At 67.3% G+C, this 13,843-nt stretch carries 18 protein-coding genes; 14 read left to right on the forward strand and 4 right to left on the reverse strand.

What is annotated here, in order from left to right; genetic code table 11:
- Positions 1-39 precede the first annotated feature (39 nt).
- The 8 genes from E4341_RS14280 (at position 40) to E4341_RS14315 (ending at position 5,801) form a co-directional block, all read left to right on the forward strand.
- Entirely contained in the window at positions 40-1,611 is a 1,572-nt protein-coding gene (locus E4341_RS14280; RefSeq protein ID WP_165118150.1) for an ATP-binding protein, read from the forward strand.
- A 54-nt stretch (positions 1,612-1,665) separates the two neighbouring features.
- Complete coding sequence (locus E4341_RS14285) at positions 1,666-1,911, forward strand: type II toxin-antitoxin system ParD family antitoxin (RefSeq protein WP_045809783.1); 246 nt, start codon at positions 1,666-1,668, stop codon at positions 1,909-1,911.
- A complete protein-coding gene (locus tag E4341_RS15815) occupies positions 1,911-2,075 on the forward strand; it encodes a type II toxin-antitoxin system RelE/ParE family toxin (protein ID WP_370458458.1) in 165 nt (54 codons plus the stop codon). Before E4341_RS14285 ends, E4341_RS15815 begins: the two co-directional genes overlap by 1 nt.
- Positions 2,072-2,230 (forward strand): hypothetical protein, encoded by a 159-nt coding sequence (locus tag E4341_RS14295; RefSeq protein WP_165118154.1) that lies wholly within the window; start codon positions 2,072-2,074, stop codon positions 2,228-2,230. Before E4341_RS15815 ends, E4341_RS14295 begins: the two co-directional genes overlap by 4 nt.
- A complete protein-coding gene (locus tag E4341_RS14300) occupies positions 2,227-2,976 on the forward strand; it encodes a DUF72 domain-containing protein (RefSeq protein ID WP_165118156.1) in 750 nt (249 codons plus the stop codon). The genes E4341_RS14295 and E4341_RS14300 overlap by 4 nt, the downstream gene beginning before the upstream one ends.
- Before the next feature lie 77 nt (positions 2,977-3,053).
- Entirely contained in the window at positions 3,054-4,115 is a 1,062-nt protein-coding gene (locus E4341_RS14305) for an NAD(P)-dependent alcohol dehydrogenase (RefSeq protein WP_165118158.1), read from the forward strand.
- A gap of 143 nt (positions 4,116-4,258) precedes the next feature.
- A complete protein-coding gene (gene phbB, locus E4341_RS14310; RefSeq protein ID WP_017505756.1) occupies positions 4,259-4,984 on the forward strand; it encodes an acetoacetyl-CoA reductase in 726 nt (241 codons plus the stop codon).
- Between the two features lie 100 nt (positions 4,985-5,084).
- Complete coding sequence (locus E4341_RS14315) at positions 5,085-5,801, forward strand: DUF4908 domain-containing protein (RefSeq protein WP_240893679.1); 717 nt, start codon at positions 5,085-5,087, stop codon at positions 5,799-5,801.
- On the opposite strand, the gene gloB is transcribed toward E4341_RS14315, so the two are convergent.
- Complete coding sequence (gloB, locus tag E4341_RS14320; protein ID WP_165118162.1) at positions 5,798-6,526, reverse strand: hydroxyacylglutathione hydrolase; 729 nt, start codon at positions 6,524-6,526, stop codon at positions 5,798-5,800. The two genes, E4341_RS14315 and gloB, sit on opposite strands and share 4 nt — an antisense overlap.
- Positions 6,527-6,572: 46 nt before the next feature.
- Here gloB and E4341_RS14325 point away from each other — a divergent pair, with 46 nt between their 5' ends.
- From E4341_RS14325 to E4341_RS14345, 5 genes are all read left to right on the forward strand, one after another.
- A complete protein-coding gene (locus E4341_RS14325; RefSeq protein WP_165118164.1) occupies positions 6,573-7,328 on the forward strand; it encodes a methyltransferase domain-containing protein in 756 nt (251 codons plus the stop codon).
- 60 nt (positions 7,329-7,388) lie between these two features.
- Positions 7,389-7,898, forward strand: coding sequence for a histidine phosphatase family protein (locus tag E4341_RS14330; RefSeq protein ID WP_165118166.1), 510 nt, complete (start codon positions 7,389-7,391; stop codon positions 7,896-7,898).
- Entirely contained in the window at positions 7,895-8,239 is a 345-nt protein-coding gene (locus E4341_RS14335; protein ID WP_165118168.1) for a DUF952 domain-containing protein, read from the forward strand. The genes E4341_RS14330 and E4341_RS14335 overlap by 4 nt, the downstream gene beginning before the upstream one ends.
- Entirely contained in the window at positions 8,236-9,279 is a 1,044-nt protein-coding gene (locus tag E4341_RS14340) for a quinone-dependent dihydroorotate dehydrogenase (RefSeq protein WP_165118170.1), read from the forward strand. Before E4341_RS14335 ends, E4341_RS14340 begins: the two co-directional genes overlap by 4 nt.
- 70 nt (positions 9,280-9,349) lie before the next feature.
- Entirely contained in the window at positions 9,350-11,236 is a 1,887-nt protein-coding gene (locus tag E4341_RS14345) for an ATP-binding protein (protein ID WP_165118172.1), read from the forward strand.
- Here E4341_RS14345 and E4341_RS14350 read toward each other — a convergent pair.
- Together E4341_RS14350 and E4341_RS14355 are read right to left on the reverse strand one after the other, a co-directional pair.
- Entirely contained in the window at positions 11,212-11,601 is a 390-nt protein-coding gene (locus E4341_RS14350) for a DNA mismatch endonuclease Vsr (protein WP_240893680.1), read from the reverse strand. The genes E4341_RS14345 and E4341_RS14350 overlap by 25 nt on opposite strands.
- A gap of 90 nt (positions 11,602-11,691) precedes the next feature.
- Complete coding sequence (locus tag E4341_RS14355; protein WP_039244844.1) at positions 11,692-12,177, reverse strand: peroxiredoxin; 486 nt, start codon at positions 12,175-12,177, stop codon at positions 11,692-11,694.
- Positions 12,178-12,306: 129 nt separating this feature from the next.
- On the opposite strand from E4341_RS14355, the gene E4341_RS14360 reads away from it, so the two are divergent.
- Positions 12,307-12,876: a YqgE/AlgH family protein gene (locus E4341_RS14360; RefSeq protein ID WP_137722333.1), complete on the forward strand. Its 570-nt coding sequence runs from the start codon at positions 12,307-12,309 to the stop codon at positions 12,874-12,876.
- Positions 12,877-12,898: 22 nt separating this feature from the next.
- Here the strand turns inward: E4341_RS14360 and E4341_RS14365 are convergent, their stop codons facing one another.
- A complete protein-coding gene (locus E4341_RS14365; RefSeq protein WP_165118176.1) occupies positions 12,899-13,750 on the reverse strand; it encodes an outer membrane protein in 852 nt (283 codons plus the stop codon).
- Between the last annotated feature and the right edge of the window lie 93 nt (positions 13,751-13,843).

Below are 13,843 nucleotides of genomic sequence, written 5' to 3' on the forward strand. Positions count from 1 at the left end.
ATGCGCCGTAACATGGGTCTCAGTTCGAGAGAGTGCGCAATGACCTGTTCGCCCGTTGCGGCCCTAGCCTTCCCTACAGCCGATGTGGATCTGGACACCTTCTTCGATGTGTCGCTGGATCTGCTGGTGGTGCGCGAGCTGGATGGGCGCGTGGTCAAGGCCAGCGCCTCCTGGTTCACCATGCTGGGCTATCGCCCCGACGAGATCGAGGGCCAGGGCCTGTTGCGGCTGATCCACCCGGACGACCACGCCGCCACCCGCCAGAGCATCATCGAGGTCGAAAACCGGCGGCCGGGCGATCCCGTCCTGGGCCAGGTCAATCGCTATCGCCACAAGGCCGGTCATTACGTCGCCGTCGAATGGCGCGCCCATCGGCAGGGCGACCGCATCTATGGCATCGCCCGCGACGTGACCGAAAAGGTCGCGGCAGAGCAGGCCCTGCGCGAAGCGACCGCCGCCGCCGAGGCCGCCAATGCCGCGAAGTCCGAGTTCCTGGCCAACATGAGCCACGAGATCCGCACGCCCTTGAACGGCGTGATCGGGATCGTCGACGCCCTGTCGCGCACCGAGTTGACGCCCGAGCAGGCTGAGATGGTGGCCCTTATCGCAAGCTCCGGCGTAACGCTGGAACGGCTGGTGTCCGACATTCTGGATGTGTCCAAGATCGAGGCCGGGCATCTGGACCTGGAAAGCCGGCCCTTCGATCTGGACGAGGCCGTCGCAGCCCCGCTGGACGTCATGCGTTTGAAGGCCGAATCCAAGGGACTGACTTTCGACATCCGCCGCGACGCCGATGCGCGCGGCATGTTCGTCGGCGACAGCACCCGCATCCGTCAGGTGCTCGACAATCTGCTGTCCAACGCCATCAAGTTCACCCATCAGGGCTCGGTCGGCGTCGCCATTGCGGTGGACGAGGACTCCGACGGCCTGACCCAGATGACGCTGCGGGTTGAGGATACGGGCGTCGGCTTCTCTTCCGACCACGCGGCCCGTCTGTTCGATCGGTTCAGCCAGGCCGACAGCACCATCACGCGTCGGTTCGGCGGCACGGGACTGGGCATGTCGATCTGTCGTTCGCTGGTCGAGCTGATGGGCGGGCGGATTTCCGCAGCCTCTACGCCGGGCGTCGGCAGCCGGTTTACCGTCGAGATCCCCCTGACGCGCGCCGCCTCCCTGACCGAACACGATGCCCAACGACGCGCGCGTGCGGCCGAGGCCGACCGCCCCCTGGCGCCCCTGCGCGTGCTGCTGGCCGAGGATCACCCGGTCAATCAGCGCGTCGTTCAGCTGATCCTGGCCGCGCACGCCATGCAGGTCGTCACCGTCGCAGATGGCGAACAGGCCCTGGCCGCCTTCCAGTCCGAGACCTTCGACCTGATCCTGATGGACATGCAGATGCCGGGCATGGACGGCCTGACCGCCACTCGCGCCATTCGCCAGATCGAGGCCGCCCGTCCCGATCAGTCGCGCACGCCGATCATCATGCTGAGCGCCAACGCCATGATCGAGCATCGCGACCAGGCGCGCGAGGCCGGCACCGACCTGCACGTCCCCAAGCCTATCACGGCCGCCAGCCTGCTGGCCGGCATCCAGGCGGCGACCGCGCCCTGATCCGACGTTGACAAAGTTTGCCAAGCGCCCATTCTCTTTGAGAGGAGGCCGATCATGGCGACGATGAACATCTCCCTGCCCGATCCGATGAAGGCCTGGGTCGAGGAACAGGCGAAATCCGGCCGCTACGCCAACACGTCGGACGTGGTGCGCGACCTGATCCGCCGCGAGCAGGTCAAGGCCGAGAAGATCGCGCATTGGCAAAGGCTGATCGTAGAGGCCGACGCCTCCGGTGTTTCCGACCAGTCGCCACGTGAAGTGATCGAAGAACTGCGCGCCCAGTTGCGTCGCGCCTCCTGATGCTTCGCCTAAGCCGCGCGGCGCGGGCGGACTTGCAGCAGGTCTATCTGCAAGGCCTCGAGCTGTTCGGGGGCCGTCAGGCCGATGACTATATCGAGGGTCTGTTCGCGAAACTGGACTTGCTTGCGGATTTTCCACGTCTTGGAGCGGTCGACCGGAGTTGAGCGCGGACGCCCATGTGATCTTCTACAAAAGCCACGCCATTCTCTATCGAATCGACGATGCGGACGTGTTCGTCCGACGCATTCGGCACGAGCTGGAAGACTGGCAGTCCGACACAACTGGCGTCGGATCGAGCGACGAACGGAGCGAACCATGACCCACCCCATCCATGTCGGCATCGGCGGCTGGACGTTCGAGCCGTGGCGCGGGGCCTTCTATCCGGAAGGCCTGGTTCAGAAGCGCGAGCTGGAATATGCGGCGTCGAAACTGACCTCGATCGAGATCAATGGCACCTATTATTCGACCTTCAAGCCCGACAGCTGGAAGAAATGGCGCGACGAGACGCCGGACGGCTTCGTCTTTTCGGTCAAGGCCAGCCGCTATTGCACCAATCGCAAGGTGCTGTCCGACGGCGCCGACAGCTTCGACAAGTTCCTGAGCCAAGGCCTGATCGAACTGGGCGACAAACTAGGGCCGATCAACTGGCAGTTCATGGGGACCAAGAAGTTCGATGCCGAGGACTTCGAGGGCTTCCTGAAGTTGTTGCCCAAGGAGAAGGACGGGGTTCGCCTGCGGCACGCGCTGGAGGTTCGCAATCCAACCTTCGCCACCGAACAGTTCTATGACCTGGCCCGCAAATACGGCGCGGCCATCGTCTATGCCGTCGATGACGAGGAGCCGACCTGGCCCCAGATCGACGAGGCGACCGCCGACTTCAGCTACGCCCGGCTGATGTCCAGCCGCGAGGACGAGCCGACCGGCATGACGACGGCCGAGCTGGAGGCGGTGGCGGATCAGGCGAAAGCCTGGGCCAAGCGCGGCGAGGTCTTCGCCTATTTCATCTCGGGCGCGAAGGTGCGGAACCCGGCGGCGGCTCAGGCGCTGATCGCCAAGCTGAAATAGCGGTCCGTACGCTTGCGGACCCGCAGCCGCCCCCACATCTGAGGCCGGCTCAATGCAAAGCCTGAAGGACTATTCCCATGCCGATCGCCACACGCGCCTTCGCCGCGACCGCCGCCGACAAGCCGCTGACGCCCTACAGCTTCGAGCGTCGTGATCCGGGCCCGGACGATGTGCTGATCGACATCAAATACTGCGGCGTCTGCCACTCCGACCTGCACGCCGCGCGCGGCGAGACGGGTGGCACGGCCTTCCCCCTTGTGCCGGGTCACGAGATCGCGGGCGTGGTTAAGGCGGTCGGATCGAACGTCACCCGCTTCAAGGAAGGCGACCGCGTCGGCGTCGGCTGCATGGTCGACAGCTGCCGCGAATGCGCCTCCTGCCAGGAAGGCGTCGAACAATATTGCATCCCCGGCTTCACCGGCACCTATGGCGGCAAGGACAAGAAGGGCGGCACCTCGGAAGCCATCACCCAGGGCGGCTATTCCGACCACATCACCGTCGATCAGCATTTCGTCCTGTCCATCCCCGACAGCCTGGCGCTGGACGTCGCCGCTCCCCTGCTGTGCGCGGGCATCACCACCTATTCACCGCTGAAGGAATGGGGCGTGGGACCCGGTTCCAAGGTCGCGGTCATCGGCCTGGGCGGCCTGGGCCACATGGCCGTCAAGCTGGCGGCCGCGATGGGAGCGGAAGTCACCGTCCTGTCCACCTCGGACCGCAAGAAGGCCGACGCGGAGCGGATGGGCGCCAAACACTTCCTGATCAACTCCGACAAGGATGCGATGAAGGCGGCGGCCGAGAAGTTCGACCTGATCATCAACACCGTTTCGGCCACGCACGAGATCGCCAGCCACATTCAGTTGCTGGCCCGCGACGGCACCATGATCATGCTGGGCCTGACGACCGAGGGCCTGCTGGTCTTCGCCATGCCCCTGCTGTGGCGTCGCCGCCGCATCGCCGGCTCCCTGATCGGCGGCATCAAGGAGACACAGGAGATGCTGGACTTCTGCGCCGAGCACGGCATCGCCTGCGACATCGAGACCATCGCGCCGGAGCAGATCAACGACGCCTATGAGCGGATGATGAAGTCCGACGTCCGCTACCGTTTCGTCATCGATATGGAAAAGCTGGCCGCCTGATCGCCGGAGCGAACATCATCCAAACGCGACGGAGGCATGAAACTTCCGTCGCGTCAGATTCTCGCCTTGCGCGCTAGCACTCGCACGTTAATCCTGAACTCCGACAAGGCCTTCTAAGGGTCTGCACAGGGACAGGAGACGATATGGCGCGCGTAGCTTTCGTGACGGGCGGGACCCGGGGCATCGGCAAGGCGATCGTTCAGCGCCTGCATGAGGACGGCTTCAAGGTCGCCGCCGGCTATTCCGGCAACGACGAGGCGGCCAAGGCCATCGCCGATGCGCTGGACGTCATGGTGGTCAAGGGCAATGTCGGCAGCTTCGACGACTGCGCCCGCGCGGTGAAGGAGGTCGAGGATCAGCTCGGCCCCATCGACATCCTGGTCAACAACGCCGGCATCACCCGCGACGGTTTCTTCCACAAGATGAGCCACGACCAGTGGTCGGACGTGATCCGCGTCAATATGGACAGCGTCTTCAACATGACGCGCCAGGTCATCAACGGCATGCGCGACCGGGGCCACGGGCGCATCGTCAACATTTCCTCGATCAACGGTCAAAAGGGTCAGATCGGCCAGACCAACTATTCCGCCGCCAAGGCCGGGATGATCGGCTTCACCAAGGCGCTGGCGCTGGAGAATGCGCGCAAGGGCGTGACCGTGAACTGCATCGCGCCCGGCTATATCGACACCGAAATGGTCGGCGCCATGGACCCCAAGGTGCTGGAAGGCATCATCAGCCACATCCCCGTCGGTCGCCTGGGCAAGGGCGAAGAGATCGCCGACATGGTGTCCTGGCTGGTGGGCGAGCGTGCCGGATATGTCACAGGCTGCACACTGTCGCTGAACGGCGGTCAGTACCTGGTGGGTTGAGGCGGGCTTCGCCCAAAATCCGCCGCGCGCGGGTTTCATCAAGTCTGTCATGAAGTTGTTGGGATCGGTCAGGGCGAAAAAGTCGCCACGCGTGACCGCGATGGCGGTCGCCGCCATTGCGGTTATCGGCGTGGGCGTCGCCGCGCCCGTGGTTTTCCCGACCGAAAGCCAGGCCCAGTCCCGCCGGACCGTGCCGCCGACCGCCCGCTATGTCAGCAGCAGCGGCCAGGGTTTCATTCTGGACACGTCCGGCTCGCGCCCGTTGATGCGGCTGGAGCGGTCGACAGAGGTCTGGGTGCTGCGCCCCACGCCCGCGCCGCGCGGCGACATCATCTATCGCAATGACAACGGCGATCAGGTGCTGCGCGTCACGCCCGACGGCGCCGTCACCTTGTATACGACCGCGACGCCCCAAGGCTCGCCCGCCTCGCGCGTCGGCGAAGCGCAGGGGCTGGCCAGCGCGGCCATGACGGGCGCTCAGCTTGTCGAATATTTCATGCGCCAGAGCTACCGCGCCAGCACGGCGATGGGCCGGCTGATCGTTATCGACGTGGATATCCAGCCCGGCTCGGAACAGGTCGCCGCAGACACCGTCTCGGCCGCCAGCGACGCCATCGTGCGCATGGCGCGGTCCTCCAACCTGCGCGCCCAGGTCGAGCGGGTGCGCCGTGTTGTCGTGTCGGATCAGGGGCGTCCCGGCGTCAGCCTGGTCCAGGGCACGCTGCGGATCGTCATCGACGCCGACGCCGGCATCGCCGGCCGCCCGTCGTCGGCCCGGATCGTGCGGGTCGTGGGCGGGGACGCCCTGAACCGCTAGCCCTGGAAGCTGTCCTTGGCCGCCCGGCGCGCGGCGAACTGATCCGCATCCGTGGCGGTCAGGAACGGATTGAACCGCTTCTCCACGCCCAGCGTCGTCGGCACGGTCGGTTCGCCCCGCGCGCGCGCCGCGAAGATCGCCTCGGCATGCGCGGCGGTCTCTGGCCGGTTATCCAGGCTCAGGGTGAAGCGGGCGTTCGACGCCGTATATTCGTGCGCGCACCAGATCACGGTCTGATCGGGCCAGGCCATCAGCCGCTGCAGGCTCTCGAACATCTGCTCGGGCGTGCCCTCGAACAACCGACCGCAGCCCAGGGCGAACAGGGTGTCGCCGGTAAAGGCCAAGTCGTCCGCCGGCGCATGAAACACCACATGGCCGAGCGTGTGGCCAGGCGTTTCAGTAACCTCGAACCGCGTCTCGCCCACCATCACCACATCGCAGTCAGCGATCACCCTGTCCAGCGGCGCGACCTTTCGCACCTCTTCCGGCCCGACGATTTCGCAAGCCCAGTCGGCCTTCAGCCGCGCATTGCCCTCGGTGTGATCGGGGTGCCAGTGGGTGTTCAGGATCAGGTCCAGACGCCCCCAGCCCAGGCCTTCCAGCTCCTCCAGAATGCGCGCTGCATCGGGCGTATCGACCGCCGCGACCACGCCGGTCGCCGCATCGCGGATCAGGAAGCCGTAGTTGTCGCTGCGGCAGGGAAAGAGATGCACATCCAGGGTCATGCGCCCATCCTAGCAGCAGGGCCGCCGACAGGCCTATAGTGGGGCCATGCGGCGCAGCATCGACGAGCTTCGAACCTTCTACGGCGAGCCGACCGGAGCGCTGGCGCGACGGCTGGTGGCGCGACGGCTGGACGACGCCTGGGGCGAGGCGACCGATTGCGACGTGCTGGGCGTCGGTTACGCTACCCCTTGGCTGGACGCCTTCGTCGGCGCGCGGCGTGTCGTCGCGGCCATGCCGGGCGGGCAAGGTGTCGAGCATTGGCCAACGGTCGGGCGAAACCGCACCCTGCTGGTAGATGATCGCCGCCTGCCCTTCCCCGCCGGATCGTTCGACCGCATCCTGCTGGTCCACGCCTTGGAAGAGGCCGACGATCCCGCCGCCCTGCTACTGGAAGCGGTGCGCGCGCTTTCGCCGACCGGGCGGATCATCCTGGCGGCGGCGGCGCGCGGCGGCCTGTGGGCGCGAGCGGACAACACCCCCTTTGGTCATGGCCGACCCTTCACCCGGCGCCAGTTGGAACGACTGGTGCGCGATGTCGGGCTGGAGCCGATGGCCTGGTCCCAAACCCTGTATGTACCGCCTTGGGGGCCGATGCTGCCCCTGGCCGAGGGGTTCGAACAAATCGGACGACGTGTGTTTCCCGGAACCGCCGGGCTGATCCTGCTGGAGGCCTCACGCCACAGCTACGCTCGCATCCGCCCCAGCGGCCATGCCCAGCGCGTCGCCGCCCCCGTCCTGGCGCCCCAACCCTCGACATCGGCGGCCGCCTCCGTTTCTTCGCGGGGCGAACACCGCGACTGACGGCGAGTTGACCGTCGCCCCATCTGGCGGGCCGGGCGAAACCGCCTTATGGCGAAGGCCATGCACCGACTGATCCTGATGCGGCACGCCCAGGCCGAAGCCTCCGCCCCCTCTGGCGGCGACGAAGCCCGCCCCCTGTCCGCCGCCGGCCGCGCCGAGGCCCTGCTGATGGGGCGCGCCCTGGCCGAGCGGAGCCTGAAGCCGGACCTGGCCCTGGTGTCCACCGCCGTGCGCACCCGCCAAACCTGGGAGCAGATGCACGACGCCTTCGGCGATGTGGAAGTCCGCGACGAGGACGCCCTCTACAACGCCCCCTCCGACGTGATCCGCCGCTTCGTCGAGGCCAGCGAGGACGAGGCCGGCTGCCTGCTGATCCTGGCTCACAATCCCGGCGTCCAGGTTCTGGCCGCCGAATATCTGATCGAAAGCGCCGCCTCGCCGGCGGTGGTGGACAAGCTGTCGGCCGGCTTCCCGACCGGCGCCGCCGCCCTGTTCAGCGTCGATGTCGCGGGGCGCTGCACCTACGAAGGCTTCCTGACGCCGCGGTCGCTGGGCGCGCCATCCGCATGAGCGACGTCGCCTACAAGATCGTCGACGCCGCCGAGTGGCGCGCCGCCGTCGCCGAGGGCCGATACGAGGGCGCGCCCGTCGATCTGGCCGACGGCTACATCCACATGTCGACCAAGGCGCAACTGGCCGAGACCGCGCGACGGCACTTCGCCGGGCGCGGCGACCTGCTGCTGCTGACCGTCGATCTCAGCGGGTTCGGCGACGACCTGATCTGGGAGCCGTCGCGCGGCGGCGATCTGTTCCCGCATCTCTACGCCCCCCTGCCCGTCGCCGCCGTCACGGCCTCGCGCGCCTTCTCGGTCACGGCCGACGGCGAGATGGCGTTCGGGGACGACCGATGAGCCTGGCTGATGTGGGCGCCGCCCTGCTGCGTCGGCTGGACCCGGAGCAGGCACACCAGTTGGCGATCAAGGGTCTGGCCCTCGCCCCCCTGCCCGTCCCGCCCGCCGACGATCCGATCCTGAGAACACAGTTGGCGGGACTGGATCTGCCCAATCCGGTCGGTCTGGCGGCGGGTCTGGACAAGAACGGCGAGGCCCTGCGCGGCCTGTCGCGCCTCGGCTTCGGCTTCGTCGAATGCGGCTCGGTCACGCCCCGGCCCCAGCCCGGCAATCCCAAGCCCCGCCTGTTCCGCCTCAGCGAGGACCGGGCCATCATCAACCGGATGGGGTTCAACAACGCCGGGCTAGACGCCTTCGCCGAGCGGCTGGACCAGCGCCCGACGGGCGTCGTGGGCGCCAATCTGGGGGCCAACAAGGACACCGAGGACAAGGCGGCCGACTACGTCGCCGGTCTGCAACGCCTTGCCGGCCGCGCTTCCTACTTCACCGTCAACATCTCCTCGCCCAATACGCCGGGCCTGCGCGCGCTTCAGGGCCGCGAGCAGTTGGACGACCTGTTAGGCCGCATCGACGCCGCCCGGCCGGCCGCCAAGTCAGACCGCGTACCCGTCTTCCTGAAGATCGCGCCCGATCTGATCGCCGACGAGATCGGCATGATCGTCGAGGCCTCGCTAGCCCATCGGATCGACGGCCTGATCGTATCCAACACCACGCTGGAGCGCCCCGAGACCCTGCGCTCTTCGGACGCACACGAGACCGGCGGCCTGTCCGGCGCGCCTATCCGTCCGTTCGCGGAAAAGGCCCTGCGCGCAGCGGCCGAGGCCGCAGTCGGCCGTCTGCCGCTGATCGCCGTCGGCGGTATCGACAGCGGGGCCGAGGCCTATGCTCGCATCCGCCTAGGGGCATCGGCGGTCCAGATCTATTCCGCCCTGATCTATGAAGGGCCCGGCCTGGTCGCCCGCATCAAGCGTGACCTGGCCGCTCGCCTGCGCGCCGACGGTTTTTCCGCAGTCACAGACGCGGTCGGCGCACCCCGTTGACGGAGCGTTAGTGTCGACACGTCTAGGGTGACCGATGCGAGCGATCTGCGTTCGTCATCCGAGAGCCTGAATGAAATCGACCGCCGTCGATATCGCTGAAAGCAGCTGGACCGCCGCCGTTCGCCAACGCTCGGCCGCTTCGGTGCAACGGCTCGTGGCGGCGGCGGCTGTCGCCCTGGTGGTGACGCCGATGGTCGGGGTGCGGTTCACCTTCGGCTGGGTCGTGCTGTATATGGCGGTCCAGGCCATGGAAGTGGTCGTCTATCGACCGATCCTGAAATCGCCCGACGAGCTGTCCACGGGCCGCAAGCTGGCGATCCTGGCCGTCGTCTTCGCCAATTCGACGGTCTTCTCCTCGCTTTCGCTGGTCCTGTGGTGGATCGGCGGCGCGATTGGCGGTGTCTGCGCGGTCCTGATGCTGACTGCGGTCATGCTGACGGCGATCGTGAACGCCACCCGATGCCAGGCCGTGATGATCGCCGGCCTCGCGCCGCAGGTCGGCTTCCTGCTGGCGACACCCTTCTTCGTCTATGCGCTGCACGCGCCCGGCCCGCTGGTCATGTCGGCCGCAGCGGCCGTGGTGCTGTTCACCTTCTATGTCGCCATCACCGGTCAGCGCATGGTCGAGGCCAGCGTCACCGTCGTTCGCGCCCACGCCCTGGCCGAGGACTCCCGTCTCAGGGCCGAGCGCAGCCTGGCCGACCATACGACCTTCCTGGCCGCCATCGGCCATGACCTGCGCACCCCGATCGGCGCGATCCTGGCCGGCGCCGCCGAGTTGCGCGCGCCCGACGTCCAGTCGCGCAACATCGCCAATCTGATCACCGACGCCGGCCTGATGATGAAGGCCCTGCTGGACGACCTGCTGGACCACACCCGGATCGGCGCCGGGCGAATGACGGTCGAGGCCAAGGATTTCGACCTGCGGCAAATGCTGGCCCAGACCCTGATGCTGTGGCGCGGCGTCGCCGACGCCAAGGGGCTGAAGCTGCGCATCGAAGGCGCCTCGGCCATGCCGCGCCACGTCAAGGGCGACGTCATGCGCATCCGTCAGGTGCTGAACAACCTGCTGTCCAACGCCATGAAGTTCACCGAGCAGGGCCAGATCACCTTGCGGGTCCAGGCCTGGCCCGAGGAGCCGTCGGGATACGCCCTGCTGTTCGAGATCGTGGACACGGGGCCGGGCATGACGAGCGATCAACTGGCCCGCCTGTTCACCCCGTTCGACCAGACCGCCGACGGCGTCTCCGCCCGCTATGGCGGTTCGGGTCTGGGGCTGGCGATCAGCCGCAATCTGATCGACCTGATGGGCGGTCGGCTGACGGTGCGCAGCGCGCCGGGTCAGGGCTCGCGCTTCACCGTCTCCCTGATCCTGCCCCGCGGCGACGAGGCGGCGCAGATCGTCGAGGTCGTCGATGAAAGCCGCCTGGACATCGCCCGCTCGCTGACGCCCTCGGTCGCGCCCACGCCCCAGCCCGCGTCCGTCGCCCCTTCGCCCGCGCCTGAGCCCGAGCCGGTGGCTGCGACGCCTGCGGTCGCCGACGAGGCCGAAGACCAGCCGCTGCGCCTGCTGGTCGTGGACGATCACGACATCAACCGCCGCGCGGTGCAGCTGATCCTCCAGCCGCTGGGCTGCGAGATCACCACCGCCGCCGACGGCATGATCGCGCTAGAACGCTGTCAGGAGGCGGTGTTCGACGTCATCTTCATGGATGTCCGGATGCCCGAGCTGGACGGGCGAGAGACGACGCGTCGCCTGCGCGCCGGCGGCGGACCCAACGCCGCCACCCCGGTCGTCGCCGTCACCGCCGATACCGCGCCCGAAGACGTCGCGGCCTGCCAGGCGGCCGGCATGGCCTATTTCGTCTCCAAGCCCCTGACGCCGCCCGCCCTGATCGGCGCCTTGCAGCACGTCTTGAACGACACCGCCGCTCAGGCCGCGACCGAGGCCGCCTGATCCCGGACGGTCGCGATCAGACGCGCGGCGAAATCAGGCTGTTTCATCTCGCATTCCCAGACGACGACCACGCGCCAGCCTGACGCCTCCAACGCCTTCTCAGCAACGGCGTCGCGCGCGCGGTTCCGCTCGATCTTGGCGACCCAGTAATCGGCGTTGGTCTTGGGCTGGCGTGATCCACGGGCGCAATCATGGCCGTGCCAGAAGCAGCCATGGACGAACAGGGCGACCTTGCGGCCCTTCATCACCACATCCGGGCGGCCCGGTAGACCCATGCCGCCCAGCCGATAGCCGATCCCGGCCGCACGCAGGATTCTGCGCACGGCCAGTTCCGGCGACGTATCCCGCCCCTTCACGCGACGCATCACGGCGCTGCGCTTCTCGGGGCTGAACACATCCGAGTTCACGATCAATCCACGCTCAAGTAGCGAAGCGGTAGCGTGGATTGATCCAACTTAAAGCTGCGCCAGCAGATGCTCGGCGGAGGACACCTTGAACTCGCCGCCTTGTTCGATGTTCAGCTGCTCGACCACGCCGTCCTTGACCAGCATCGAATAGCGCTGCGAGCGCTCGCCAAGGCCAAAACCCGAACCGTCCAGCACCAGACCCAGGGCGCGGGTCAGTTCGCCGTTGCCGTCGGCCAGCATGACGATGCTGTCGTCGGTGATGCCCTGGCTCTCGCCCCAGGCTTTCATGACGAAGGCGTCGTTGACCGAGATGCAGGCGACCGTATCGACGCCCTTGCCCTGGATGTCGGCCAGGTGATCCTTGAAGCCCGGCAGGTGACGCGCCGAGCAGGTGGGGGTGAAGGCGCCGGGCACGGCGAACAGGGCCACAGTCTTGCCGGCGAAGATGTCGTCGGTGCTGACGGGCTTGGGGCCCTCGGCGGTCGCTTGGGCGAGGGTTGCATTGGGGATGCGATCGCCGATCTGAATGGTCATGTCTGTCTCGCTGAGGTTTGAGGCCGGCGCGTTTGAGCGGCCGTGTGCGACACATAGACACCACGGGCGACACCGCAAGCGCCGGTTCGGCTTGCTTGCGCCGCTTTCCGGACGGATGATGCCAGGATCATGAGCCAAGCCTCCACCCTGACCGGCCGACTGCTGGTCGCCATGCCCGGGATCGACGACGCCCGGTTCGAACACGCTGTCATCCTGATCTGCGCCCACGGGCCGGATCACGCCATGGGCCTGCGGCTGGATCGTCCGGCGCCGGGCGTCGATCTGAAGACGGTTCTGGACAAGCTGGACGCGCCGGCGCCCGATCAATCCATCGGTCGCGCGGTCCTGATGGGCGGACCGGTCGAGCGCGAGCGCGGCTTCGTGCTGCATACCGACGACTGGACGGTCGGCGACGACACCCTGGCCTTTGGCGACGGTCTGGCGATGACCGGCACGCGCGAGGCGCTGGCCGCCATGACCGACGAGATCGCCGGTCCGCGCCGATCGGCCCTTCTGCTGGGCTACGCCGGCTGGGGCGAGGGGCAGTTGGAGGAAGAGTTGGCCGACAACGTCTGGCTGACCGCCGACGCCGATCTGGACCTGATTTTCGACGGCGAACACACGTCGAAATGGACGCGCGCCCTCGCCCAGCTGGGCGTGGACGCGGCCATGCTGTCGAGCCAGGGCGGCCGGGCCTAAGGCCAGACCGCCCGCTTGGCGATTAGAAGCGGTAATTCATGCCGATGCGGAACATGTGGGTTCCGAAGCGACCGTTGCCGCGCACCATGTCCGTGCCCGTCGTGTTCGGGGCCAGGACGAACGGGTTGGTGGCGGGCGCCGTGCCGCGGCTGACGCGGATCACCGGGCTGTCGACGTCCAGCGAGGTGTAGAGGTATTCGCCGCTGACCGTCAGACCGCGACCCAGGGCGTATTCCACGCCACCGCCGGCCTGCCAGCCGTCGCCGTCATCGCCTTCGCTGGTTTCGGTGAAGCTGTTCGCTTGGTTCGAGGTGCGGAACTTGTTCTCGAACTTGCCATAGGCGTAACCTCCGGTGCCGTAGATCAGCGCCGGGCCGACTGCATAGCCCAGCTTCAGACGGGCGGCCGCCGTGCTCTGCAGCTCGCGCGTGAAGGTGTAGAAGGCCGGGGTGGTCGAGAAGCCGGTCACCGAATCCTGGACGTTGTTGACGCTGTATTCGGCCAGGGCGCCGACGACGAAGTTGCCGAACTGCATGTCGTAACCGGCGCGAACGCCCGCCTCGACACCATCGTTGTCATCACGGCAGCCGGTTCCCGGCGCGGTGCTGGTCGCCATGCCGCCACAGAAGCCGGGGCTGAAGGCGTTGGTTCCGACGGTGGCGGGGGCGACGGGCGCGGTGGTGACCTGGTCCCCATAGATGCCATCGAGGTTGCGGTCGAAGCGCAGGATTTCGTCACCGTCGTCGTTCGACTGGTTGTAGCCGCCGAAGATGCCGATGTAGGGGCCGGACCAGTCGGGGGCGACGGACTGCGCCAGGGCGGGGGTGGAAACCATGGCCAGGGCCAGGGCGCTGGAGGCGAGGGTCTTGATCATTTGGGGGAGGCTTTCGTGCCGAAAGTGCGGGCGCGACATCCCCGCTCGCCGTCACAAAAGCCGAAGGCGGCCACAGGTTCCCTCGAGTTCCCA

It is taken from the genome of Brevundimonas sp. 'scallop' (assembly GCF_011045535.1).
In the GTDB taxonomy this organism is placed as follows: Bacteria; Pseudomonadota; Alphaproteobacteria; order Caulobacterales; family Caulobacteraceae; genus Brevundimonas; species Brevundimonas vesicularis.